Genomic DNA, 25,545 nt, shown 5'->3' with positions numbered 1-25,545 from the left:
CCACTAAAAATATATTATGCAAAAACTTACACCTGTTGAGCGCAGCGCTCTGCGCGCCGAAGCGCATGGTCTCAAGCCCATCGTCCTGATCGGCGAGGCTGGGCTGACAGCCAACGTCCTCAAGGAAATCTCGCTGGGACTGGACTCGCACGGCCTGATCAAGGTCCGCGTGTTCGGCGACGACCGCGAAGCCCGCGCCGAAATGTACGACACCATCTGCGAAAAGCTGGATGCGGCGCCGGTGCAACACATCGGCAAGCTGCTGGTGCTGTACCGTCCGAAGCTTGAAACGGAAAAAGCCCGTTCGACTTCCGGCAAGGGCCTGCGCGAAGTGACCATCGTCAAGCCCAGCCCAAGCGGCACCAAGCGTCCGTCGGTGACCAAGGTACTGCTCAAGGGGAATGAACGCGTGACCCAAGGCGGCAATATCAAACGCGCCAAGCCACTGCAGAAGTCGACCAAGAAGAGCGCACTGGGCTCGAAATAAGCCAGATGCATCGTCCTTTCCCGCCTGGGAAAGGACGAAACTGTTATTACCGTATTACTATTTAACCGTTACTGTTTCACCACCAGCCACGCGGCCAGCAAGCTCTGCACCAGGTAGATGCTGCTGGAAATGCCGTGCAACACGCCGAACTCGTTCTGAGCGGCGCCATCCATCACACCGCCCGGCCCCGCCGCGGCACGCAAGGCAGACATCATCGGCTGCAGGCCGAAGTGCGACACCAGCGTGCAAGCGAGCATCGTCGAGACGATCAGCAGCAACATGCGGCGCGTCTTGGCGGCCGAGTTGGCGGCCGAGCCAGCAAAGATGCCGCCCGTCTCCGCACCCTTGCTCACCCACAGCAGCACCAGCATCACCAGCGCGCAGGCGATCGACAGCCAGGCTTGATTCTTGAACAGGCTGGCGGCGATGGTGCCGGCCAGCACCCGGTCGCTCAGCGTGGCGAACAGCGTCGGCGCGGCCAGATAGCCGACCGCCCACAAACTGCCCGCCCACAGCGTCGCGACCAGCAAACGTGTACGCGCAAGCAGCATCAGATGTATCGCACTTCCAGGATTTCGTATTCGCGCGGGCCGGACGGCGCCTGCACTTCCACCACGTCGCCGGCCGACTTGCCGATCAGCGCGCGGGCGATCGGCGAAGTCACCGACACCTTGCTCAGTTTCAGGTCCGCCTCGTCCAGGCCGACGATCTGGTAGGTCACTTTCGCGCCCGATTCCAGGTCCTCCAGGTCCACGGTCGACGCGAACACCACGCGGCCATCGGCGTCGAGCTGGGTCGGATCGATGATCTGCGCTGCGCTCAGCTTACCTTCCAGTTCCGCGATGCGGCCTTCGACGAACGCCTGGCGCTCCTTGGCGGCATCGTACTCGGCGTTTTCCGACAGATCGCCATGCGAACGCGCTTCAGCAATCGCGTCGATCACGATACGGCGTTCTTTGGTCTTCAACTGGTGCAGCTCTTCTTTCAGGAGCTCTGCGCCGAACTTGGTAAGTGGAACTGAAGTCATGTTTATATTTACTCTGTTGTTACAATGGAAAACCACAGAGGCCACGCCAACCTGCAGCGCGAGCTCTGTGGTTAAAAGGTACTGTTTCCCGTCACCGAGGCGACGAAAGAACCTTAGTGTAAGGTTTTATGCAGCCCTTGTAAATCGTACACTTGCAACTCGTCCAAATGACGGATGCCCTCGACCGCCGCTTCCGCGCCGGCGATGGTGGTGTAGGTGGTCACGCGCGAGGCCAGCGACGACGTGCGGATGGCACGCGAGTCGGTGATGGCGCTGCGCTTCTCTTCCACCGTGTTGATCACCAGGACGATTTCGTGGTTCTTGATCATGTCGACCACGTGCGGACGGCCCTCGACCACCTTGTTCACCGGCGTGACCGGGATGCCGGCCGCCGCGATGACGGCCGCCGTGCCCTTGGTCGCCACCAGCGTGAAGCCGATGTCCACCAGGTCGCGCGCCACTTTCACGGCGCGTGGCTTGTCCGACGATTTCACCGACAGGAACACCTTGCCCGACTTCGGCAGCTTGATGCCGGCGCCCATCTGCGACTTGACGAAGGCTTCGCCGAAGGTCTTGCCGACGCCCATAACTTCACCGGTCGATTTCATCTCAGGTCCGAGGATGGTGTCGACGCCAGGGAATTTCACGAACGGGAACACGGCTTCCTTGACGCTGAAGTAAGCCGGCACGACTTCGTGCGTGATGCCCTGCTGCGCCAGGGTCTGGCCGACCATGCAGCGCGCGGCGATCTTCGCCAGCTGCAGGCCGGTGGCCTTGGACACGAACGGCACGGTGCGCGAGGCGCGTGGGTTCACTTCCAGCACATAGACCACGTCGCGCAGTTCGCCGTCGCGTTCCTGCTTCTGGATCGCGAACTGCACGTTCATCAGGCCGACCACGTTCAGGCCCTTGGCCATCAGCGCGGTCTGGCGCTTCAGTTCATCGATGGTCTCCTGCGCCAGCGAGTAAGGCGGCAGCGAGCAGGCCGAGTCGCCCGAGTGCACGCCGGCTTGTTCGATGTGTTCCATCACGCCGCCAATGAAGGTGGTTTCGCCGTCGGAGATGCAATCGACGTCGCACTCGATGGCGTCGTTCAGGAAGCGGTCCAGCAACACCGGCGAATCGTGCGATACCTTGACCGCTTCGCGCATGTAGCGCTCCAGGTCGCGCTGCTCGTGGACGATTTCCATCGCGCGGCCGCCCAGCACGTAGGAAGGACGCACCACCAGCGGGTAGCCGATTTCCTGTGCCAGCGCCAGGGCGTCGGCTTCGGTGCGCGCGGTGCGGTTAGGCGGCTGGCGCAGATTCAGCTTGTGCAGCAGCTGCTGGAAACGCTCGCGGTCTTCGGCGGCGTCGATCATGTCCGGCGAGGTGCCGACGATAGGCACACCGTTCGCTTCCAGGTCCAGCGCCAGTTTCAACGGGGTCTGGCCGCCGTACTGCACGATCACGCCGACCGGTTTTTCCAGTTCGACGATTTCCAGCACGTCTTCCAAGGTCAGCGACTCGAAGTACAGGCGGTCGGAGGTATCGTAGTCGGTCGACACGGTCTCCGGATTGCAGTTGACCATGATGGTCTCGTAGCCGTCTTCGCGCATCGCCAGCGCCGCGTGCACGCAGCAGTAGTCGAATTCGATACCCTGGCCGATACGGTTAGGGCCACCGCCCAGCACCATGATCTTCTTCTTGTCGGTCGGGTTGGACTCGCACTCTTCATCGTAGGTCGAGTACATGTAGGCGGTGTTGGTCGAGAACTCCGCCGCGCAGGTGTCCACGCGCTTGTACACGGGACGGATGTTGAGCTCATGGCGCTTGGCGCGCACGGTCTTGGCATCGGTCTGCAGCAGGAAGGCCAGGCGGCGATCCGAGAAACCCTTTTGCTTCAGCTTGTACAGCGTGTTGCGGTCGATCTGCTCCAGCTTCTGCGTGTCCATCCACAGTTCCAGGTCCACGATCTCTTTAATCTGGATCAGGAACCACGGATCGATCCTGGTCAGGTTGTGCACTTCTTCCAGCGTGAAGCCCTGGGCGAACGCGTCGCCCACGTACCAGATGCGCTCAGGACCAGGCTCGCCCAGTTCCTCTTCGATCTTCTCGCGGTCCTTGGTTTTTTCGTTCAGGCCATCGACGCCCACTTCCAGGCCGCGCAGCGCTTTCTGGAACGATTCCTGGAAGGTGCGGCCGATCGCCATCACTTCGCCGACCGATTTCATTTGCGTGGTCAGGTGGTGGTCGGCGGTCGGGAACTTCTCGAACGTGAAGCGCGGGATCTTGGTGACGACGTAGTCGATCGACGGTTCGAACGAGGCCGGGGTCGCGCCGCCGGTGATCTCGTTGCGCAGTTCGTCGAGCGTGAAGCCCACAGCCAGCTTGGCCGCCACTTTCGCGATCGGGAAGCCGGTGGCCTTCGACGCCAGTGCCGACGAACGCGATACGCGCGGATTCATTTCGATGACGATCATGCGGCCGTCGGCCGGGTTGATCGAGAACTGCACGTTGGAGCCGCCGGTGTCGACGCCGATTTCACGCAGCACCGCCAGCGAGGCGTTGCGCATGATCTGGTATTCCTTGTCGGTGAGCGTCTGCGCTGGCGCCACGGTGATCGAGTCGCCGGTGTGCACGCCCATCGGGTCCAGGTTTTCGATCGAGCAGATGATGATGCAGTTGTCCGCCTTGTCGCGCACCACTTCCATCTCGTACTCCTTCCAGCCGATCAGCGATTCTTCGATCAGCAGTTCGGAGGTCGGCGAAGCTTCCAGGCCGCGTTTGCAGATGGTCTCGAATTCTTCTTCGTTGTAGGCGATGCCGCCGCCGGTGCCGCCCATCGTGAACGACGGACGGATGATGACCGGGAAGCCCAGCGTGCGCTGCACGGCCCACGATTCTTCCATGGTGTGCGAAACGCCCGACTTGGCCGAACCCAGGCCGATCTTGGTCATCGCGTCCTTGAACTTGGAGCGGTCCTCGGCCTTGTCGATGGCTTCCGGGGTGGCGCCGATCAGTTCAACCTTGTACTTGTCCAGGATGCCGTGGCGATGCAGGTCCAGCGCGCAGTTCAGCGCGGTCTGGCCGCCCATGGTCGGCAGGATCGCGTCCGGCTTTTCCTTGGCGATGATGCGCTCGACGACTTGCCAGGTGATAGGCTCGATGTAGGTGACGTCGGCCATTTCCGGGTCGGTCATGATGGTCGCTGGATTGCTGTTGACCAGGATGACTTTGTAGCCCTCTTCGCGCAGGGCCTTGCAGGCCTGTGCGCCGGAATAATCGAACTCGCAAGCCTGGCCGATGATGATCGGGCCAGCGCCAATAATCAGAATACTTTTAATGTCTGTACGTTTAGGCATCTTATTTTTTCTCCGTTGCTTCCATCATGCCGATGAAGCGGTCAAACAGGTAAGCGACGTCAGTCGGGCCGGGCGATGCTTCAGGGTGGCCCTGGAAGCAGAAGGCCGGCGTGTCGGTGCGGGCGAAGCCCTGCAGCGAACCGTCGAACAGCGATTTGTGGGTTACGCGGCAGTTGGCCGGCAAGGTGTCCGGGTCGACGGCGAAGCCGTGGTTCTGGGACGTGATCAGCACTTGTTTGCTGTCCAGGTCCTGCACCGGGTGGTTGGCGCCGTGGTGGCCGAACTTCATCTTCAGCGTCTTCGCGCCCGAGGCCAGGCCCATGATCTGGTGACCGAGGCAGATGCCGAACAGCGGCAGCTTCTTCTCCATGAAGACCTTGGCGGCGGCGATCGCGTAGTCGCACGGCTCAGGATCGCCTGGGCCGTTCGACAGGAACACGCCGTCCGGGTTCAGGGCCAGCACGTCGGCGGCGGAAGTTTGCGCCGGCACCACGGTGACCTTGCAGCCGCGCGCGGTCAGCATGCGCAGGATGTTGCGCTTGACGCCAAAGTCGTAGGCGACCACGTGGAACTTGGGATCTACGAGCTTGCCGTAGCCTTGGCCCAGCGTCCATTCGGTTTCGGTGTACTCGTACTGCGACTTGACGGTGACGACTTTGGCCAGGTCCATGCCGGTGATTCCGGGGAAGGAGCGGGCCAGGTCCAGCGCTTGCGTCGCGGACGGCTCGTTGCCCTGGGTGCCCACCAGGATGGCGCCGGATTGGGCGCCCTTCTCGCGCAGGATGCGGGTCAGCTTGCGGGTGTCGATACCGGCGATGGCGACGATGTTCTCGGCCTTCAGGTAGTCGGACAGCGACTGGGTGGAGCGGAAATTGGACGCCATCAGCGGCAGGTCACGGATGATTAAACCGGCTGCGTGGACTTTGGTCGATTCGACGTCTTCCGGGTTGACGCCGGTATTGCCGATATGCGGATACGTCAGCGTGACGATCTGGCGGCTGTAGGAGGGATCGGTCAGGATTTCCTGATAGCCGGTCATGGAAGTGTTAAAGACCACTTCGCCGGTCGTATGGCCGGCGGCGCCGATCGAAAAACCTTTGAAAATGGTTCCGTCAGCGAGGGCCAGTATGGCTGGAACGGCAGGGCCAGAAAAAAATGGCGGCAAGGGCAACTCCTGATAAAGTTACCGTAGCTGCGCCACGTCAGACGACCGTCGTGTGTCCCCCGCCGTCGCAGGCCGGGGTGGAAGGTCAATTGATGATGGAGTGAGTGGTAGTCGCTACGGTAGAGGTGAGATTGGCTAAACCTTTGAATTATAACCAAATCTCCCCTGCTTGGCAATGGACCGCCGGCGAAATACCTGCAAAATCCCCACTGGCGGGGGCGCTTTATTTACTTGCAATATTGGCGCTGGACTTTGGTGTCGACTCGGCCGGCAGCTGTAGCGAGCCATGACGCGGCAGCTTTATCCAAATTAAACAATGCCTCATCGGCAGTCTTGCCCTCGGCAACGCATCCTGGAAACTCATGGATATAGGCGGCGTAGCCACCCGCTTCGTCCGGCAGGAGTCTGCGCACATAAGGACGAGCAAGAATTGCCCGAACTTTGCTATCACTTTTTGCGGCCATCACCGTCTCCTCGCAAATACGCTTCCCAAACGGACACGTCGTCAAGCAACGCAGGTGTCATGGCATCGCAGCGATATCGCTGGCGATATCACATTATAGACATGCGGTCTGCATGCTGCCTTGATTCTCCAATAGAAAATGCCGCCTGGTTTTGAGCCAGGCGGCATTCTTGTGGGACGGTGTTGCTTAGTTCAGCGCGGCGATGCCGGCCTTGGCGACCTGCACATCCTCGGCCGACTTGACGCCCGAGACGCCGACGGCGCCTACCACATGGCCGTCAACGATGATGGGCACGCCGCCTTCCAGCAGGCCGTCCGCCATCGGCGCCGGAGCGCTCAGGAAGGCGGTGCGGCCGTTGTTGATCATGTCTTCATAGATCTTCGATTCGCGGCGGCCCAGCGCCGACACGCGCGCCTTGGCCGGCGCGATGTGCGACGACAGCGGCGCGGCGCCGTCCTGGCGCTGCAGCCACAGCAGATGGCCGCCGTCGTCCACAATGGCGATCACGACCGGCCAGTTATGGGCCACTGCCTCGGCTTCGGCGCCGGCGGCGATCTTCTTGATGTCGGCAAGCGACAGGTATGGTTTGGTTTGCATGTGCTCTTCCTTATTCTTGGACCGGATATTGTACCGCTATGGTTTGCGCTTGGCTTCCAGTTTCTGCTTGATCTGCGCCATCACCTGCGCGGCGGCCTGTTCGCCCGCCAGGATCGCCTGGTTGCGGCCGGCGAAGTCGTTGCCCGCCATCTTGCCCAGGCTAGGCGAGATGACCACGTCCGCATCCTTCAATTCGTACTGGTTGATGCGCTGGCCCATGATGCTGAAGGTCTGCATGATCACGTCGAGCGAACTGACGGTGGCCTGCACGTCGGCCTGGGTGGAGATGTTGACGGCGATGACGAAGTCCGCGCCCATGTCGCGCGCGAAGCGCACCGGCACCGGCGCCACCAGGCCGCCGTCCACGTAGGAGCGGCCGTTGATGACCACCGGCTGGAACACGCCCGGCACCGAGGACGACGCCCGCACCGCCATGCCCGTGTTCCCGCGCTGGAAGAGGATGGGCTGGCCGGTCTTCAGGTCCGATGCCACCGCGCCGAACGGAATCTTGAGCTTCTCGATCGGCTGGTTGTTGACCGCCTTGTTGACGTAGGTCTGCAGCGCCTCGCCTTTCAGCACGCCGGAGCTTTTGCCGAACAGCGGCACGGCCCAGTCGGAGATCGCCGCCTCGTCCATCTCCATCGCCACCTTCTGCAACTGGAAGCCGCTGTTGCCGGCCGCGTACAGCGCGCCGACCACGCTGCCGGCGCTGGTGCCGACCACGATGTCGGCGTAGATGCCCTGCGCCTCCAGCGCCTTGATCACGCCGATGTGGGCGAAGCCGCGTGCGGCGCCGCCGCCCAGCGCCAGGCCGATCTTGATCTTCTTGGGCGGCAGCGGCTCCGGCACCGCCAGCGGCGCCGAAGGGGTTTCAATCGAAGGATTGGTCTTGCAGCCGACCATGGCGGCTGCGGCGAAGATGGTTAAAGCGACAAGGGAAAGGCGGCGTGATGGCATGTAGGAGTTCAATCTGCTGGTGCTGGGTTTAGGCGCAGCAGATTGTAACCTACCTTACAGCGCGAAGATCGGCTTGCGCGTCTTCCAGGCCCCGGCCGTGAAGTCGGGGAAGTCCAGCGTCTGGAAGTTCTGCGCGATAGACTGCTCCGACAGCGGCGAGATGGCGCTCCACGTCACCGCGTCGTAGATATCGATCGGCATCGGCGCCCTCGCCTTTAGCGCCTCGATGAAGGACTGAATGACGAAGAAGTCCATGCCGCCATGGCCGGCGCCCTCCGCGTCCCTGGCGTGTTTGCGCCACAGCGGATGGTCGTACTTGTCCTGCCAGGGCTGGAAGTCCTCCCACTGGTGCGGCTTGCTCTTGCCCTCGATGTGGATGGAATGGTTCACGTCCATCCACAGCCCGTCCGTGCCCTGCACGCGGAAGCCCAATGAATACGGGCGCGGTAGCGAGGTGTCGTGCTGCAGCATGATGGTCTCGCCGTTCTCGCAGGCCAGCGTGGTGGTGACCACGTCGCCCAGCTTGAACTGCACCTTCGCGCTCGGACTGGCCGCGCCGCCGGGCTGCTTGACGATGTAGTCGTGCAGGCCGCGCGCCTTGGTGGCGAAGCTGTTGATGCGGGTGAAGCGGTTGCCGCGGTTGATGTTGGCGTACATCGCGCACGGGCCGATGCCGTGGCTGGGATACAGCTCGCCGTTGCGCTGCACCGAGTGCTCGGTGCGCCACTTCGCTTCCGACCAGCCCTTGGCGCCGAAGTCCACGCCGCCATACGGCTTGGCCGGATCGCCGTTGGTGAACTTCACCGCGCGCAGGTCGTGCTGGTAGCCTCCCTGCAGGTGTACCAGCTCGCCGAACAAGCCGGAACGCACCATCTGCAGCACCGCCATGACGTCGCGGCGGAAGCACACGTTCTCCAGCAGCATATACGGCGTGTTGGTCTTCAGTTGGGTGTTCAGCACATCCCAGTGGTCCTGCAGCGTGATGCCGGCCACCACCTCGCAGCCCACGGGCACCTTGGCCTGCATGGCGGCGATGGCCATCGGTGCGTGCCATTCCCATGGCGTGGCGATGATCACGCCATCCAGCGCGCCGGCGTCCAGCATACGCTTGTAGGCTTGCGGGTCGCTGTCCTCGCCGAAGGTTTTGGGCTTGGCCTTGCCGGATTTTTCCACTTGCTTGAGCGCGCGGCCCAGCATGGCCGGATCGATGTCGCACAGCGCGACAACTTCGACGTCGTCGCGGCGCAGCAGTTCCTGCAGCAGCACCTGGCCGCGCATGCCGGTGCCTATCATGCCGATGCGCACCCGCTCACGCGTGGCGGCGAACACCTTCGGCAGCATCAAGCTGCCCGCAAGCGCGGCTCCCGCAGTGAGGAAATCGCGCCGATTGAATTGTCTGTCCATCAGTTCTTCCTTGGAAGTGATCGTTGATTGTAGCGGGTCAGAAGAACTTGTAGTTCGCCGAGAACGAGTACATGCGGCCGAACAGGTTCTGGCTGTGGTTATAACCTTCCCAGCCGTTCGGATCGTAGCTCGGCTGCTTGTTCAGCAGGTTCTTGATGTTCAGGCCCAGCTCCAGGTGCTTCATCGGCTTCCAGTTCAAGCCCAGGTTGACCGTGTAGTACGACGGCGCGCCGCCGCACAGGTTCTCGGGAAGTGCGACCGAGGCGGCAGTGCATTTTTCCGGCGTGTTGTCCTTGTCCCAAGGGCCGTAAGCCCATTTGGTCTTGCCGGTGTAGTTGACGAACATGCTGGTGACGAAGTTGCGGTACGCCCAATCGGCATTGAAGGTGGCGCGCACGCGTGGCGAGTCGTAGAAGCCGACCACGTTGCCGGTGAAGCCGGTGCCGTCTTCCGAGTTGTAGGTCTCGCGCCGGCGGATGGTGGCCGACACGCCGGTGTTTAACTTGCCGTACTCGCCCAGCGAAAAGCGGGTGCGGGCATCGATGTCGACCCCGTCGAGCAGCGTGCGGCCGCGGTTCGAGTAGGAGTTGATCAGGCCACCCAGGTTGCCGACCGAGTACTTCGGCACGCCGCCGGAACAAGCCGCAGCGTTGGCGGGGTTGTTACACATGGCGGCGACCGCCGCCATGTTGCCGCGGTCGGCATCGGAGATCGGATTGCGGATCGCAGCGGCGGTGCCGGCCAGCGTCGGCCCGTATTTGTCCACCAGTTGCGTGAACAGTTCGTTGAAGTCCTGGCGCACGATCTCGTTGCGGCGATAGACGAACCAGTAATCGACCGAGATGCTGACGTCCTTCACCGGCTGCAGCACCAGGCCTGCGGTGGATATCTTGGCCTTCTCCGGGCGCAGCGACGGGTTGGGCGGCGTCAGGCCGCCGACCGTGGTCGAGCAGTTCGAATTGAGCAGGTTCTTGCCCAGTTCCACCTCGGCTGGCGAGACGGATTTCATCAGCACCTTGGCCATCGCGTTGGTCTCGTCGCAGCGCACGGTGTCGCGGATACCGCCCACCTGTGCGAACACGCCACCGCTACCCGATTCGGCCAGGTTGGGCGCACGGAAGCCCTCCGAGTAGGTGCCGCGCACCATCACCTCGGGACGCGCGCGCCACAGCACGCCGATCTTGGGCGCCAGGTTGGCGGCGAAGTTCGGGTACTTGTCCAGGCGCGCGGCGGCGTTCACTTCCAGCGTGTCGGTGACCGGCACCACCACCTCGCCAAACACGGCGGCCACGTTGCGCTGGCCGTCGAACCAGGAGCCACCCTGCTGCGTGATGTGGCCGTCGGCCGCGTCCTGATTACCGGGCGTGTAGAAGCTCTCGCGCATCAGGTTCACGCCGAAGGCGGCGCGCACTTCGCGTTCGCCCAGCTTGGCGATGGTGCCTTCGATCTTGCCGTCCCAGGTGATCAACTTGGTCCAGGACTGGATGTCGAAGGTCGGATAGGCTGCGCGCAGCAGCGCGCCATTGGCGTCGCTGATTTCACCGAACTTGTAGGCCGGGTTGTCGGCGATGTAGGTGCGGCCGGTCGCCGCGTCGGTGGTGAACGGGCCGAAGGCCTTGGCGAAGCCCTGTGTGTTGATGTTAATCGTCTGGTACAGCGTCGAGTGGCTACCCGCCACGCTGAGCGCCGTCTCGAAGTCCCAGCCGCCGCCGATGCTGCCGCGCAGACCGACCAGCCCGCGGTAGTTGTCGTCCTCGTTGGTCTGGCCGAAGTGGCCCGGCGCGTCGAGCATGATGTAGTTCAGGCCTGCGGCGCCGCCCATCTTGGCCGCCATGTCGGCATCGAGCTTGCCCTTCAGGTAGACGTTGTTCGGGCCGAGGTACGGCGTGACGAAGGTGTTGAGCGTGGTGCCGGTGTTGCGCGCGAACCAGTTGCTGGTGCTGCCGCTGTTGAAGCTGCGCGGGCCGTTCTCGCCGCGCAGCTTGATGTGGGTGTAGGCCGCTTCGGCAAAGCCTTCCAGGTCGCCGCCGAGCTTCATGCGGCCACTGAGGTAGCCGGTGACGCGATCCGACGTGGGACCGGTGTCGAGCTGGTACGGCAGCGTGTTCCACACGCAGCGGCTGCCGGCGGCCTCGGTGATGGAGGTGTTGCAGCCGTTGACGGCGCGCTGGGTGCGGGCGTTGTTCTTGGATTTATCGAAGACGAACAGCGTACCCGGATTCATCACGCCAGGCTCGCTGCCGGTGCCGATGCGCATGCCGGAGACGAAGGTTGGGTTGTTGACGTAGAAGTAGTCGGGGCGCTTCAGGTAAGTGTCTGCCAGCGCGATGCGGTCGCGCTGGTAGACGTTGACCGAGCCGTAGACGTTGTAGCCGTCGCTGTTCAAATCACCCAGGCCGTAGATGACGTTGGCCTGGCGCTCGCCGTAGGCGCTGACGTTGCTCGAGGTGTCGGCGGTGGCGCGGGCCTCCAGGCCCTTGTAGCTCTTCTTGGTGATCACGTTGATCACGCCCGCCACCGCATCCGAACCGTAGACGGCCGAGGCGCCGTCGGTCAGCACCTCCATGCGCTCGATGGCGGCGGCCGGGATGGCGTCGATGTTGACGAACATGGTCTGGAAGCCGGCCGGCGCGCCGTAGAACGACAGCCGGCGGCCGTTCAGCAGCACCAGCGTGCCCTGCGCGCCCAGGCCGCGCAGGTTCGCCTGCGAGGCGCCGTCGGAGCCGGTGAACATCGAGCGGAAGTCCTGCTGGGCGGGGCGCGCGGCCGGCAGGTTGTCCAGCACCTGCAGCAGCGTGCGGGCGCCCATGTTTTCGATCTGCTTGGCGTCGATCACCTGCACCGGCGACGCGGTTTCGGCGTTGATGCGTTTCAGGCTGGAGCCGGTCACTTCGACCCGAGGGATCTTGTCCTCCTTGGCGCTCTTTTGTCCCTGCTCGTCCAGATCGTCGGCTGCCAACGCGGCCGAAGCCAGACCCACCGCCACCATCGCGGCCACCAGTTTTTTCATGTGCATCATAGTCTCCCTGTTATTAGTGGTTTATTGAGGCTGCAACAGCCCCTCCCCGATCCGAAGAGGGGCTCTTTCTTGTAAAAATTGAGGTGAGGTCAGTGTGGCCGGACGGTGCTGCCCTCGGTGCCGATCAGGACCGCGTTGGCCCAGTTGCCGCAGACCTGGGCCGGCTTGCTGCCGCGCGCGCCCAGGGTGCGCAGGCTGAGTTGACTCAGTCCGCGCACATCGATTTCCGGCTTGACGACGGCCGGCGCGGCGATCAGGCCACTGTCGTACAGGAGCCGCTCGCCGCTCCAGACCTGGAACTGCAAACCGCCCGCACTGCGGCAGCTGTCATCCACGCCAAGGTCGGCGCGCAGCAGGTTCCAGTTGCCGGACAATTGCAGGTCCACGCGGCTGGATGGGCCGACGCCCAAGCCCTTGCGGAACCACAGGCCGTTCATGCGCATCTCCTTGCCGTGGACCGGCTGGTCGCGGCTGACACCCTTGGGCAAGGCCAGGTCGGACAGGAACTGCTGTACTTCCGGGCCTTCCTTCGGCTGGTAGGCCATCACGCGGAACTCGGACAGCGTGACCGGCTGCACCTCGCTCGGCACGGCGGCGTTGTAGGCGCGCGCTGCCGGCGTGCCGACGGCGGTGACCATCGGATCGGTGGCGGAGGCGCCGTCGCCTTCGGGGTTCTGCGTGCTCATGACGCGGAAGCGCAGCAGGCGGCCGGCGGCCGGCGGGAAGCTGATGGTCTGCGCTTCCTTCTGGAGTTTGAGCTGGCCGCGCTTGATCGGCTGGCCCCAGTCGCCGTTGTTGTCGCCCATGTAGATCTCGTAGTCGCGGATCTGGCCGTGCTGCCAGTGCTGGTCGTTGCGCGGTGCGATCTCTATGCCGTCGATCAGGCGGCGCTCGGTGAAGCCGATCACCCATTCGTGCGGCCCGCCCTGCACCGCCGGGCTGCGCGTGGTGCGGAACCAGGTGGCGGGGTTGTTGTCGAAGGCGTTTTCCAGCGGGTAGCCGGTTTCCTCGGACGGACGATTCATCACCATCATGGCGTCGGCCGGAATGGCGCGGCCCAGCACCGGCGCGGACGGGAAGGCGTCGTCGGCCACCGTTGGCGCGCCGGCTTGCACGTTGAAGCGCAGCGGCTGGCGGATGTCCTGGCTGGCCGTCTTGACGTGCAGCGTGCCCAGTCGCTCGGCGGCGTCGAAGTACCAGCCTTCGGCGGCGGCGTCGAAGGCGGCGCGGTCGGCCAGCGGCGGCAGCACGGCGCTGCCGGTGCTGACGGCGGCCGGACGCTGGCGGGACAACATGCGCAAGGCATAGGCGCGGCGCGCGGGCTGGCCGGCATAGCTGCCCACCACCGGTTCGACCTCGACCTGCACGCCGTCGCCGGCGGCGTTCATGCGGATCAGCTGCTGGCTGTAGGCGCCCTCCTGGTATTTGCGGGTGTTGCCGTCGTCTTCGTACAGCGTGAATTCGGAGGCGCCTTGCGGATACAGGTCCAGCGTCAGCACGTCCTTCGGCTTTTCGCCGTCGTACAGCATCTCCGGGTACATCGGCAGGATGGCGCCGGCGCGCACGAACACCGGCAGCTTGTCCAGCGTGACGGCGAGGTCGATATCGCGCCCGCCCTTGCCGGCCGTGGCCTGGCGGCCGTCCCAGTAGTCGAACCAGCGGCCCTGCGGCAGGTGGATGGCGCGGCGCCAGCCCTGGCTGACCGCCTGGCTGCGGTACACCGGCGCCACCAGCAGGTCGCGGCCCAGCAGGTACTGGTATTTGTAGGCTTCGGTGTAGGCCGCCGGATCGTCCGGGTTGTCCCACATCAGGCCGCGCACCAGCGGCGCGCCGCTCTGCTCCGTCTCGCGCATCAGCGTGTACATGTAGGGCGTCAGGCGCATCTTCAGCTTCAGGTAGCGGCGGTTGATGCTGACATACGGCTCGGCGAACCACCACGGATGTTTGCGCTCCGCAGCCGCCCAGCCGGACATCCCCATCAGCACCGGCGTGAAGCTCTTCCACTGCAGGTCGCGCGTGTAGGTCTCCGGGCTGCCGCCGAAGATGGCGTCGACGTCGCCGGTGGCGTAGGCCTGGCCGGACAGGCCGGAGCCGATCAGCGTCGGCACGTGCCAGCGGATGTAGTCCCAGCTGGCGCTTTGGTCGCCGGTCCAGGTGACCGCGTAGCGCTGGGTGCCGGCCCAGCCCATCACGGTCCAGATGAACGGACGGCCATCGGAGTTATTCAGGATGCCGTCGTAGGCCGACTTGTTGGCGTCCAGCGAAAACTGATAGCCCTTGCCGGTCCAGGCCACGTCCAGCTTCTGCACGCGGGTGCCGGCGGTGCCGACTTCCCACGCCATTTTCTCGACGCCGTTCTCGGTCCACAGGCCGGTGCGGAAGCCATACTTGGCCAGGCCCTGCACCGTCTCCGGCAGCGCCGAATAGCCGCAGCCGTAGCCGTCGTTCGGCAGTATCCAGCCGCCCGGCATGTCGTGCTCGCGGTACTGGCGCGCCACGCTCTCGATCACGTCCGGCGTTTTGCCGGTCGGGCCGTCGCTCCAGCCTTTGGGCACGGTGCCCGGCTTCTTGACGTTGTCGCCGTCGTTGTAGCAATCGGCGTCGCCGTATTCCAGCGCCCAGCGCGGCAGCATGCGCGCGCGGCCGGTCCACTCGGTGTAGCGGGCCAGCACGTCGCGCAGATCCTTGCCGACGAAGTAGTAGGCGTCGAAGCGCGCCTCGTCGTGCTCCAGCGATATCTGGTCGTTCTGGCGCAGATCGTAGCTGCCGTCGGACCAGGTGTTGCGCAGCATGCCCCAGCCGCGTGAGCTCATCAAAAACGGCGCGGGGCTGGGACGGTCGCCCTCTTCCCAACCGCCGGAGTACGACACCTGCAGCTGCTTGCCCTTGAATTCATAGCGGCCGTTCTGCTGGCCGCCGCCGAAGAAGCGCTCGGCCTTGTCGCTGCTTAGCGTCTGCACGCTTTGCTTGTCGCCCAGTTCCAGCGGCTGGATCTCGCGCCACAGCGGCTGGGCGTCGCCGGCGCGGAACAGGCTGAAACGCAGCGGCTTGCGGTCGATGCGCAGGCTCAGGGCCGGCGTGCGGATCAGGATATGGTCGGTCTGCTCGCTGACGCTGTGCTCCACCGTGGCGGCCGGCGTGGCGACGACGATGGGCGCGGCCTTGTCGCCGGCGCCGGTCAGGCCGGATTTGGGCCCGGCCCAAATATGCAGCACGTCGGCGCGCGGCAGGCTAACCTGTATGTGGGCGCCGGTGTCGGTAAGCAGGTCCCACTGCTGGCCGGCGCCTGCGGTGACGGTGCGCAAATTGCCGATCGGGGCGGCCAGCAGGGGGGCGCTGGCCAGCAAGGCGGCGGTGGCGAAAATCTGTTTCATAGTTTGCTTCTCGAAAGAAAAACCGTTGCGATGCAATTACTCTAGGAATAAAAACAAAGCAGGTCAACAAAAAGAAAGCGAAAATTTTAAAAATATGCGGCAAATCTTTCGTATTGATAGTTGATCGAATAACAAACTTTCGTTTACGTGGCAAAACTGGTACAACAGACGTTGTTGCGCCGATGCCATAACTTTCTTTTCGCTTTCGAATTTGACATTTCGAAAATTAAACCTTATTCTTTCGATGACCTAACCAGACTAATTCTTTCGATGACCAACCTACTCCAGCGTGCCCCCCAAGCCTGGCGCGATATCGGCGGCCTCGATACCGCCGAAGAAATCGTCCATCAGCCAGCCCTCTGGCGCGAACTGGCGGCGCATCTCGCCGCCGAAAAAGACAGCATCGCCGCCTTCCTCGGCGACACCCTGGGCAATCCGCAGCAGCGCGTGATCCTGACCGGCGCCGGCAGCTCGGCCTATGTGGGCGAGATCATCGCCGACGAAATCAACGCGGCCTGGCCGTGCCAGGTACGCGCCATCTCGACCACCAGTTTGCTGACGCATCCGGCGCTGTACCTGGAGCGCAGCGCGCCGACGCTGGTGGTGTCCTTCGCCCGCAGCGGCAATAGCCCGGAAAGCACGGCGGCCGTGCAGCTGGTGCGCGACATGGTGCCGACCGCGCGCTTCCTCAACATCACCTGCAACGCCGACGGCGCGCTGGCCACGCAGGCCGAGGGCGACGCCGCCAGTTTCAACCTGATGATGCCGGCCGCCAGCTGCGACCGCGGCTTCGCCATGACCTCCAGCTTCACCTGCATGCTGCTGGCGGCGCTGTGCGTGCTCGATCCCGACTTCCAGCCGGAGCGCCTCGACACGCTGGCGACGCTGGGCGAGCAGGCGCTGGCCGCGTGGTCGGCGCCGGTGGCGGAACTGGCCGCGCAGCGCGTGTCGCGCGTGGTCTACCTGGGCAGCGGCCCGCTGGAAGCGCTGGCCAAGGAGGCCGCGCTCAAGATCCTCGAACTGACCGCCGGCAGCGTGCTGGCGATGGCCAACAGCGCGCTCGGTTTCCGCCACGGCCCCAAGGCCGCGCTCAACGCCGAGACGCTGGTGGTGCTGTTCCGCAGTTCCGATCCGCTGTCGCGCCGCTATGAGCACGACCTGCTGCTCGAGCTCCAGCGCGACCAGGTGGCGGGCCGCTGCCTGACCGTGGGCGCCGGCGCCGACATCGGCATCGATGCGCCGGCCTGGCCCGATGCGTGGCTGGCGCCTTTGTGGCTGCTGATGGCGCAGCAGTATGCGCTGCACCAGTCGGCGCTGCTGCAGCTGCGTCCCGATAATCCTTTCGCCGGCGGCACCGTCAACCGTGTCGTGCAGGGCGTCACCATCTACCGCCATGACGAATTCTGAACCACGCGGCTATCACGGCATCGACATCGGCGGCACCAAGATCGAGCTGGTGGCGTTTGCCGAAGCGGGCCATGAACTGAAAGAGGTCCACCGCGAGCGCATCGCCACGCCGGGCACCGATTTCGCCGAGTTCCTGCTGGCGATCCAGGGCCTGGTCGGCCGCGCCGACAAGGCGCTGGGCCTGCGGGCGCCGGTGGGCGTTGGCCTGCCGGGCGTGATCGACAGCGCCACCGGGCGTCAGCTCAGTTCCAACGTGCCGGCGCTGAACGGCCGCGCCGTGGCCAACGCGCTCAAGGACGCACTGGAGCGCCCGGTCGCCATCGGCAACGACTGCCAGTGCTTCGCGCTGTCGGAGGCGCAAGGCGGCGCGGCGCACGGCCAGCCGACCATGTTCGGCGCCATCATCGGCACCGGCGCCGGCGGCGGCTACTGCGTCGACGGCCGCCTGCTGCGCGGCGCCAACGGCGTGGCCGGCGAATGGGGCCACTGGCCGCTGCCGGCCGCGCAGCTGTCGCCGCCATCGGCCGCCGCCGCGCTGCCGGTGCTCGACTGCCCTTGCGGACGGCGCGGCTGCCTGGAGCGCTACGTCTCCGGCCCCGGCATGAGCCGGCTGCATCTGCACCTGGGCGGCGGCGACGAAACGCCGGCGGCCATCGTGGCGCAGGCGCGCGCCGGTTCGGCCATCGCCGCCAGGACCATGGCGCTGCACGCCGACCTGCTGGGCCACGCGCTGGCCACGCTGGTACTGACGCTGGACCCGCACGCGATCGTGCTGGGCGGAGGCCTGTCGCAACTGGCCCACCTGTACGACCAGCTGCCGGCCGCGATGCGCCGCCACTTGTTCCCCGGCGTGCGCGTGCCGCCCATCCTGCCGCCCAAGTTCGGCGACGCCGGCGGCGCGCGCGGCGCCGCGCTGCTCGCCCGCCAGCAGTTCCCCAACCCCTGATCCGTCATCGACCGATCAAGCAACCGACCAAGCAAGCGACCATGAAAACTACCGAATCCCTGTCCCCCGTCCAGCAGATCGTCGCCGCCCACCGGCGCGGCCAGGCCGTCGGCTTGTACAGCGTGTGCTGCAGCCATCCGAGCGTGCTGCGCGCGGCGATGCGGGTGGCGGCCGACTACGGCACCGTGCTGCTGGTGGAGGCCACCTCGAACCAGGTCGACCAGTTCGGCGGCTACACCGGAATGACGCCGTCCGCCTTCCGCGACTATGTGCACAACCTGGCGCAGGGCCAGGGCTTCCCGCTGGAGCGGCTGGTGCTGGGCGGCGACCATCTCGGCCCCAACGCCTGGCAGGGACTGGACGCGGCCACCGCCATGCAGCACGCGGAGACGCTGATCGCCGCCTACGCCGCCGCGGGCTTCCACAAGATCCACCTCGATTGCAGCATGCGCTGCGCCGACGATCCGCAGCACCTGAGCGACGAGACCATCGCCGCGCGCTCGGCGCGCCTGTGCGCGGTGGCCGAGCAGGCGGCCGCGCAGGCCGGCCTGCCGCCGCCGGTGTACGTGATCGGCACCGAAGTGCCTATCCCCGGCGGCGAAGCGAACCTGGCGCAGGCCGGCGCGGTCACCTCGCCCAAGGCCGCCGCGCGCACGCTGGACGTGCATCGCCTTGCCTTCTTCGCGATGGAGCTGCACGACGCCTGGCGCCGCGTGATCGCGATGGTGGTGCAGCCGGGCGTGGACTTCGACCACACCCACATCCAGCACTACGACGCGGCGCAGGCGGTCGCGCTGTCGGCCTTCGTGGCCGGCCAGCCTGGCCTGGTGTTCGAGGCCCACTCCACCGACTACCAGCGCGAATCGGCGCTGCACGAAATGGTGCGCGACCACTTCGCCATCCTCAAGGTCGGCCCGGCGGCCACCTTCGCGCTGCGCGAGGGCCTGCAGGCGCTGTGCCGCATCGAGGAGGAGCTGGTGCCGGCCGGCCAGGCCTCGCGCCTGATGCAGGTGCTCGACGAGACCATGCTGGCGCAGCCCAAGCACTGGTCCAAACACTACCCCGGCAGCAGCGCCGAACAGCGCCTGCTGCGCCGCTACGGCCTCAGTGACCGCTGCCGCTACTACTGGGGCGAGCCGGCGGTGACGGCCGCCGTCGAGCGCCTGTGCACCAACCTCGATGCGCTGGCGATCCCGCTGTCGCTGCTGAGCCAACACCTGCCGGAGCAGTATCTGCAGGTGCTGCAAGGCCAGCTGGCCGCCAGGGCCGAGGCGCTGCTGGAGCACAAAATCGGCCGCGTGCTGGCGCAATATGCGCGCGCCTGCGACCGCAACACCGCGCACGATTCCGCGTCAAATGCCCCCGCGCCTGCTGGCAGCGCGGCCGCGATCTGTTAAGCTCGACATCTTTGATCATCTGACAGCAGAACAATGCGAAATACCAGTCAACGCCGCGCCTCCATCCTGCAGGCGCTCACCCGTCACGGCTCGGTCCAGGTGGCCGCGCTGGTGGACCAGTTGGGCGTGTCCGCCGTCACCATCCGCAGCGACCTCAGTGCGCTCGAATCGCAAGGCCTGGCCACGCGCAGCCACGGCGGCGCCACGCTGGCGCGCACGCCGCCGCCCGAGCAGACCATTCCGCAAAAGGACGCGCTGAACCACGAGCAGAAGGAGCGCATCGGCGCCTGGGCCGCGCGCATGGTGCAGCCGGGCGACAACATCATCATCGATTCGGGCACCACCACCATCTCGCTGGCGCGCCACCTGCACGAGGCGCAGAACGTGACGGTGATGACCAATGGCCTGAACATCGCCTGGGAGCTGGCCGACGCCCCCGGCGTCGACCTGATACTGACGGGCGGCCTGCTGCGCAAGCAGTCGCTGTCGATCCAGGGCACGCAGGCCGAGGCCTGCCTGCAGGCCTACAGCTTCGACAAGCTGTTCCTCGGCGTCGATGGCCTCGACCTGCAATTCGGCGTCACCACCCACCACGAGGCCGAGGCTAGCCTGAACCACAAGATGGTGGAGCGCGCCAAGAAGATCATCGTGCTGGCCGACGCCTCCAAGTTCGGGCGCGTCAGCCTGCACCGCATCGTGCAGCTGGACCGCGTCCACACCGTCATTACCGACGCCAGCATCAGCGCGGAATACCGCGACGGCCTGCTGGCGGCGGGCATCGAACTCCTGATAGCGGAATAAAAGTGTCAATCAGCGGCAAAATCCTTACCCCACAAGGCTGGATCACGGGCAGCATCGCCTTCGACCAGCGCATCCAATCCATCCACGCAGACGCCGGCGCAGACGCCAGCCTGACCATCCTGCCCGGCTTCATCGACCTGCACGTGCACGGCGCCGCCGGCGTCGACATCATGCAGGGCGGCGACGCCGGCGCCACGGTGGCGCGCAGCCACGCGCGCCACGGCACCACGGCGCTGCTGGGCACCACCATGACGGCCACCGACAATTCGATCCGCCGCGCGCTCACCGGCCTGGCCGGCGTGATCGCCGAGCGCCCGGACGGCGCGGCGCGCGTGCTGGGCGTGCACCTGGAAGGCCCGTTCCTGAGCATCCACAAGCTGGGCGCGCAGCCGGCCGACGCGGTGGCGGTGGCCAGCCTGGAGCTGGTGCGCAGCTACCACGAGCTGGCCCCGATCCGCGCGCTGACCATCGCCACCGAAGTTGACGGCCACCTGGCGCTGATCCCCATGCTCAAGCAAATGGGCATCCGCGTGCAGCTGGGCCACAGCAACGGCAGCTACGAGGACGGCGTGGCCGCGCTCAACGCCGGCGCGGCCGGCTTCACCCACCTGTTCAACGGCATGACGGCGCTCAACCACCGCCATCCCGGCATCGCCGGCGCCGCGCTGGCGCACGCCGAATACGCCGAGATCATCCCCGACCTGCAGCATGTGCACGAGGGCGCGATCCGCGCCGCGCTGCGCGCCATCCCGCGCCTGTACGGCGTGACCGACGCCACCTCGGCCACCGGCATGCCGGACGGCGAGTACGGCTTGGGCAGCCAGCGCGTCTACAAGTGCCTGGGCTGCGTGCGGCTGGCCACCGGTTCGCTGGCCGGTTCGGTGCTGACCATGGACCAGGCGTTGCGCAATTTCGTCGGCCTCGGGTTGGACCTGGCCGACGCCTCCAACCGCCTGTCGCTCTACCCCGCCGACTACATCGGCGAACCGGAACGGGGCCGCCTGACGCCGGGCGCCTGGGCCGACATCGTAGTCCTCAATGCCGATCTGCAGCCGGTGGCCGTCTTCGTTGAAGGCCAGGCCATCGATCTTACTTCCCACTGAACGGAGTCCCGATGCAAGCCACCCTGTCCAACGCCCCCGCCCGCGCCATGGGCTTCCTGCTGTTCATAGCCGGCATGGGAGGGCTGTTGTACGGGATCGACGTCGGCATCATCGCCGGCGCCCTGCCCTATCTGGAGTCGACGGCGTCGGTGGCGTGGAAGCTGAGCGCGCAGCAGCTGGGCTTTATCGTGGCGGCGGTGCTGCTGGGGTCCGTGCTGTCGTCGCTGTTCGCCGGCGCGCTGGCGGACCTGGTGGGGCGCCGCGCGGCGATGGTGCTGGCCGGCGCACTGTTCACGCTGAGCATACCGCTGATCGCGCTGGCCGACGGCTACCTGGCGCTGATGCTGGGCCGTCTGCTGCAGGGCATCAGCGGCGGCTTGATCGGCGTGGTGGTGCCGCTGTACCTGGCCGAGTGCCTGCACGCGCGCCATCGCGGACGCGGCGCGGCGCTGTTCCAGCTGCTGCTGACCATCGGCCTGGTGGCGGCCGCGCTGATCGGATTGTTCCAGGCGCAGGCGGTGGAAACCGCGACCGCCGCCGCGCAAACCTTGCAGGCGTCGGCGCGCGCCGACGCCGTGTTCGCGGCCAAGGACCACGCGTGGCGCAGCATCTTCTGGATGTGCCTTGCGCCGGGGGTGGTGTTCACGCTGGGAGGGCTGCTGCTGTCGGAGTCGCCGCGCTGGCTGGCGCGCAAGGGCCGCATCGCGCAGGCCCGCGCCGCGCTGCTGCGCACCCGTCCCGCCGCCGAGGCGGACGCGGAACTGCGCGAGATCGAACAAGCGCTGTCGCCCGCCGCCGCGGCCGATGGCGCGGCGGCCAACGACCGTCTGCTGAGCCGCCGCTACGTGCTGCCCTTCCTGCTGGCCTGTCTGGTGCTGGCGCTGACGCAGGCGACCGGCATCAACTCCATCCTGGCTTACGTGGTCACGATTTTGAATCAAGCCGGCCTGCCCGGCGCCACCGCCAACATGGCCGACGTCGCGCTCAAGGTGCTCAACGCGGTGCTGACGGTGGTGGCGGTGGCGCTGGTGGACCGCAAGGGCCGCAAGTTCCTGATGATGCTCGGCACCGGCGGCATCGTGGTGGCGCTGGTGACGGCCGGCCTGCTGTTCCGCAGTGTCGAGGGCGAGCAGCGCGACGTCTCCGCCATGCTGCAGGCGCGCGCCCAGGGCGATGGCCTGGAGCTGCGTCTCGACCCGGAGACCTTGCGCACGCTGGGCGCCACCCCGACCGACGGCGCGGCCATGCAGCTGTCGATCGCCTATTCCTACGGGCCGTTCACCAATGTGCAGAGCCGCCGCAGCGACGATCCGGCGCTGCCGCTGCTGCATGTCGCGCGTGAGGACACGGTGCAGGCGGACAGTGTGATCGGCGCCTTTTTCCGCCGCCTGCATCTGAATCCGTTCGCCGATCCGGCCGAGGGGGCCGGGGCGCCGCTGCGCATCGAACAGGCCCACCTGGCGGCGGTGCCGCCGGCCTCGCACGGCTGGCAGGTGGCGCTGGCGATCTGCCTGTTCGTGGCCAGCTTCGCGGTCGGCCCGGGCGTGTGCGTGTGGCTGGCGCTGTCGGAGCTCATGCCCAACCGTATCCGCTCCAACGGCATGAGCGTGGCGCTGCTGATCAACCAGTTTGTGTCGACCGTGATTGCGGCGGTGTTTCTGCCCACCGTCGGACAGTATGGTTACGCCACGCTGTTCTTCTACGGCGCCGGCTGCGCGCTGCTGTACTTCCTCACCGCCGCCTTCCTGCTGCCCGAGACCAAGGGCAAGACGCTGGAAGAGATCGACGCGTACTTCTCGCGCTGAGCCGCCAAACAACGTCATTCCCGCGCAGGCGGGAATGACGGCGACTACTCCAAGCAGGCTTCGAGTGACGTTTCCAGCAACGGGAAGTGGCCGCTGTCGACCATGCGCAGGCTGGCCTGCGGGAAGATGGCGCGCCAGATCGGGCCATCGTGTTCGGCGTCGATCATCGGGTCGTGGCGGCCGAACAGCACCGACACCGGGCCGTTGAAGGCGCTGCGGCCGGGTGGCCGGAAACTGGCGGCGAAATCGTCCGAGATGGCGACCGCGCTTGGGCCATCAAATCCGCCCGGCTGCTGCAGCACCTCGACGAAGTGGCGCGGCGCATCGCCGGCGTTCGGGCCGAAATACAGCGTCGGCACGTCCGGCAGCGATTGCAGCGCGCCGAACACGTCCCAGAAGCGCGCCCGGCCCGGCGCCGCGTCGTAGGCGGCCAGCGCCGCCACCACCTTGTCCGCATCGGCGTGGCCTGCGTGTACCGCCAGCGCGCGCCGCGCCAAGCGCAGCGCGGCCTGTTCGGGGTTGTATGTCGGCGCCAGCAGCACCACGCGCTCCACGGCCTCCGGCGCGTGCTGCGCCAGGTGGGTGGCCAGGTGCGCGCCGAAGGAGCTGGCCATCAGCGTCATCGGCGCGCCATGCGCCTGCGCGCTGCGGCGCAATTCGACCAGCGCGGCTTCCAGCAGATCCAGATAGGGATGCGGCGCACACGGCGCGGCCGGCGGCTGCTGCCACCATTGCACTTGCGGCGCCTGCGGGTAGCGCGTGCGTTCGACTGCGACGCTCATTCCGGGACCGCCATGCAGGTAGAAAATCGAGGTCATGGTTCCTCCTTGTTTGGACATGGCTCCAGCCTAGCGCAGGCATGCTTTTTTGGCAAGCATGCAACTGGCTGATTGACTTCGCCACGCGCTGTGGTCAAATGAGCGGATGAAAAAATATCTCCTTGCGCTATCCCTGTTGCTGGCCGCCGCGCACGCGCCGGCGCAGGTGCTGCCGCTGCGCGAACAAGCGGCCGTGATCAACCAGTTGCTGGCCGAACGCTTCGACACGCTGCTGCCGGATATGATGGCGCAGACCGGCATCGATATGTGGATCGTGGTCTCGCGCGAATACAACGAGGACCCGGTGCTGAAGACGATGCTGCCGGCCGAGTGGCTCAACGCGCGACGCCGAACGATATTGCTGTTCCACCGCGATCCGTCCAGCGGCCGCGTGGAGCGGCTGGCGGTGGCGCGCTACAACGTCGGCGACAGCATCGCGGCGGCGTGGGACATGAAGAAGTTCCCCGCCCAGTGGGACGCGCTGGTGGCGCTGGTCCGGCAGCGCAAGCCGCACCGGATCGCTCTGGACACCTCGCGCCATTTCGGCCACGCCGACGGCATCGACCACACCGACTATACCGAGCTGCTTCAGGCGCTGCCGCCCGAGTACCGCGCCAGGGTGGTGTCGGCCGAGCCGCTGGCGGTGCGCTGGCTGGAGACCCGCACCGACAGCGAGATGAGGATCTACCCGCAGCTGATCGAGGCCACGCACCGCATCATCGCCGAAGGTTTTTCGGAGCGCGTCATCACGCCCGGCGTGACCACCAGCGAGGACGTGGTGTGGTGGTTCCGCCAGAAGATCCGCGACCTGGGCTACGACACCTGGTTCCATCCGTCGGTCGAGATCCAGCGCCAGGGCAAGGGCAAGGACCAGCCGGATGGCGGCGTGATCCTGCCGGGCGACCTGCTGCATGTGGACATCGGCATCACCTACCTGCGCCTGAACACCGACGTGCAGCAGCATGCCTATGTGCTCAAGCCCGGCGAGACCGCCGCGCCGGCCGCGCTGGTGCAGGCCTTCGGCCGCGCCAACCGCCTGCAGGACATACTGACCGCGCAGTTCCGCCAGGGCCGCATCGGCAACCAGGTGCTGGCCGCGGCGCTGGCGCAGGCACGCGCCGAGAACCTGAACCCGATCATCTACACCCATCCGATCGGCTACCACGGCCACGCGGCCGGTCCCGCCATCGGCATGTGGGACATGCAGGGCGGCGTGCCGGGCACCGGCGACGAGGCGCTGCGCCACCGCACCGCGTACTCGATCGAGCTCAGTGCGGCGAGCGAGATCGCGGGCTACGCGCAGCCGGTGCGCATCATGCTGGAGGAAGACGCCTACTTCGACCAGGCCGGCGTGCGCTACATCGGCGGGCGCCAGCAGGAGCTGCTGCTGGTGCCGCGCCGCCCTTCTCCAGTGGCGCCGTGAGGCGGGC

19 protein-coding genes are annotated in these 25,545 nt (G+C 66.0%); 8 read left to right on the top strand and 11 right to left on the bottom strand.

The window, feature by feature from the left end; all coding sequences use genetic code 11:
- Positions 1 to 16 precede the first annotated feature (16 nt).
- A complete protein-coding gene (locus AC07WS_RS15645; RefSeq protein WP_161098586.1) occupies positions 17 to 487 on the top strand; it encodes a YhbY family RNA-binding protein in 471 nt (156 codons plus the stop codon).
- Between the two features lie 68 nt (positions 488 to 555).
- Here AC07WS_RS15645 and AC07WS_RS15640 read toward each other — a convergent pair whose 3' ends face one another.
- The 10 genes from AC07WS_RS15640 to AC07WS_RS15595 form a co-directional block, all read right to left on the bottom strand.
- Positions 556 to 1,038: a DUF4149 domain-containing protein gene (locus tag AC07WS_RS15640; protein ID WP_494729968.1), complete on the bottom strand. Its 483-nt coding sequence runs from the start codon at positions 1,036 to 1,038 to the stop codon at positions 556 to 558.
- Entirely contained in the window at positions 1,038 to 1,514 is a 477-nt protein-coding gene (greA, locus tag AC07WS_RS15635; protein WP_161082377.1) for a transcription elongation factor GreA, read from the bottom strand. Before greA ends, AC07WS_RS15640 begins: the two co-directional genes overlap by 1 nt.
- Before the next feature lie 113 nt (positions 1,515 to 1,627).
- Positions 1,628 to 4,858 (bottom strand): carbamoyl-phosphate synthase large subunit, encoded by a 3,231-nt coding sequence (carB, locus tag AC07WS_RS15630; protein WP_494729967.1) that lies wholly within the window; start codon positions 4,856 to 4,858, stop codon positions 1,628 to 1,630.
- 1 nt (position 4,859) lies between these two features.
- Positions 4,860 to 6,023: a glutamine-hydrolyzing carbamoyl-phosphate synthase small subunit gene (gene carA / locus AC07WS_RS15625; protein WP_494729966.1), complete on the bottom strand. Its 1,164-nt coding sequence runs from the start codon at positions 6,021 to 6,023 to the stop codon at positions 4,860 to 4,862.
- A 227-nt stretch (positions 6,024 to 6,250) separates the two neighbouring features.
- On the bottom strand, positions 6,251 to 6,487 hold the full coding sequence (locus AC07WS_RS15620) for a type II toxin-antitoxin system HicB family antitoxin (protein WP_494729965.1): 237 nt from the start codon (positions 6,485 to 6,487) through the stop codon (positions 6,251 to 6,253).
- Between the two features lie 186 nt (positions 6,488 to 6,673).
- The gene (locus AC07WS_RS15615; protein ID WP_117009896.1) at positions 6,674 to 7,084 is read right to left on the bottom strand and encodes a heme-binding protein; all 411 of its coding nucleotides are present in this window, start codon (positions 7,082 to 7,084) and stop codon (positions 6,674 to 6,676) included.
- Between the two features lie 36 nt (positions 7,085 to 7,120).
- Positions 7,121 to 8,041 (bottom strand): patatin-like phospholipase family protein, encoded by a 921-nt coding sequence (locus AC07WS_RS15610; protein WP_494729964.1) that lies wholly within the window; start codon positions 8,039 to 8,041, stop codon positions 7,121 to 7,123.
- Between the two features lie 54 nt (positions 8,042 to 8,095).
- Positions 8,096 to 9,445, bottom strand: coding sequence for a Gfo/Idh/MocA family protein (locus AC07WS_RS15605; RefSeq protein WP_494729963.1), 1,350 nt, complete (start codon positions 9,443 to 9,445; stop codon positions 8,096 to 8,098).
- Positions 9,446 to 9,482: 37 nt separating this feature from the next.
- Complete coding sequence (locus AC07WS_RS15600; protein ID WP_494729962.1) at positions 9,483 to 12,461, bottom strand: TonB-dependent receptor plug domain-containing protein; 2,979 nt, start codon at positions 12,459 to 12,461, stop codon at positions 9,483 to 9,485.
- A 92-nt stretch (positions 12,462 to 12,553) separates the two neighbouring features.
- Positions 12,554 to 15,838, bottom strand: coding sequence for a TIM-barrel domain-containing protein (locus AC07WS_RS15595; protein WP_494729961.1), 3,285 nt, complete (start codon positions 15,836 to 15,838; stop codon positions 12,554 to 12,556).
- 270 nt (positions 15,839 to 16,108) lie between these two features.
- Here AC07WS_RS15595 and AC07WS_RS15590 point away from each other — a divergent pair, with 270 nt between their 5' ends.
- Genes AC07WS_RS15590 through AC07WS_RS15565 form a run of 6 tightly spaced genes read left to right on the top strand, consistent with a single transcriptional unit; the run spans position 16,109 to position 23,297 of the window.
- Positions 16,109 to 17,245, top strand: coding sequence for an SIS domain-containing protein (locus tag AC07WS_RS15590; protein ID WP_494729960.1), 1,137 nt, complete (start codon positions 16,109 to 16,111; stop codon positions 17,243 to 17,245).
- A complete protein-coding gene (locus AC07WS_RS15585) occupies positions 17,232 to 18,191 on the top strand; it encodes an ROK family protein (RefSeq protein ID WP_494729959.1) in 960 nt (319 codons plus the stop codon). Before AC07WS_RS15590 ends, AC07WS_RS15585 begins: the two co-directional genes overlap by 14 nt.
- A gap of 41 nt (positions 18,192 to 18,232) precedes the next feature.
- Positions 18,233 to 19,588 (top strand): D-tagatose-bisphosphate aldolase, class II, non-catalytic subunit, encoded by a 1,356-nt coding sequence (locus AC07WS_RS15580; RefSeq protein WP_494729958.1) that lies wholly within the window; start codon positions 18,233 to 18,235, stop codon positions 19,586 to 19,588.
- 33 nt (positions 19,589 to 19,621) lie between these two features.
- Complete coding sequence (locus tag AC07WS_RS15575; protein WP_161087480.1) at positions 19,622 to 20,389, top strand: DeoR family transcriptional regulator; 768 nt, start codon at positions 19,622 to 19,624, stop codon at positions 20,387 to 20,389.
- Positions 20,386 to 21,492, top strand: coding sequence for an N-acetylglucosamine-6-phosphate deacetylase (nagA, locus tag AC07WS_RS15570; protein WP_494730017.1), 1,107 nt, complete (start codon positions 20,386 to 20,388; stop codon positions 21,490 to 21,492). Before AC07WS_RS15575 ends, nagA begins: the two co-directional genes overlap by 4 nt.
- 11 nt (positions 21,493 to 21,503) lie before the next feature.
- Positions 21,504 to 23,297, top strand: coding sequence for an MFS transporter (locus AC07WS_RS15565; RefSeq protein WP_494729957.1), 1,794 nt, complete (start codon positions 21,504 to 21,506; stop codon positions 23,295 to 23,297).
- A 44-nt stretch (positions 23,298 to 23,341) separates the two neighbouring features.
- Here the strand turns inward: AC07WS_RS15565 and AC07WS_RS15560 are convergent, their stop codons facing one another.
- Positions 23,342 to 24,115, bottom strand: a complete 774-nt coding sequence (locus tag AC07WS_RS15560) for an alpha/beta fold hydrolase (protein ID WP_494729956.1) — start codon at positions 24,113 to 24,115, stop codon at positions 23,342 to 23,344.
- A gap of 106 nt (positions 24,116 to 24,221) precedes the next feature.
- Between AC07WS_RS15560 and AC07WS_RS15555 the strand changes: the two genes are divergently transcribed.
- A complete protein-coding gene (locus AC07WS_RS15555; RefSeq protein ID WP_494729955.1) occupies positions 24,222 to 25,538 on the top strand; it encodes a M24 family metallopeptidase in 1,317 nt (438 codons plus the stop codon).
- The last annotated feature ends 7 nt before the right edge of the window (positions 25,539 to 25,545 follow it).

It is taken from the genome of Duganella sp. GW821-FHT01E12, assembly GCF_059422325.1.
Note: the sequence above shows the minus strand (reverse complement) of the source record. Positions and strands in the feature narration are given on the sequence as shown.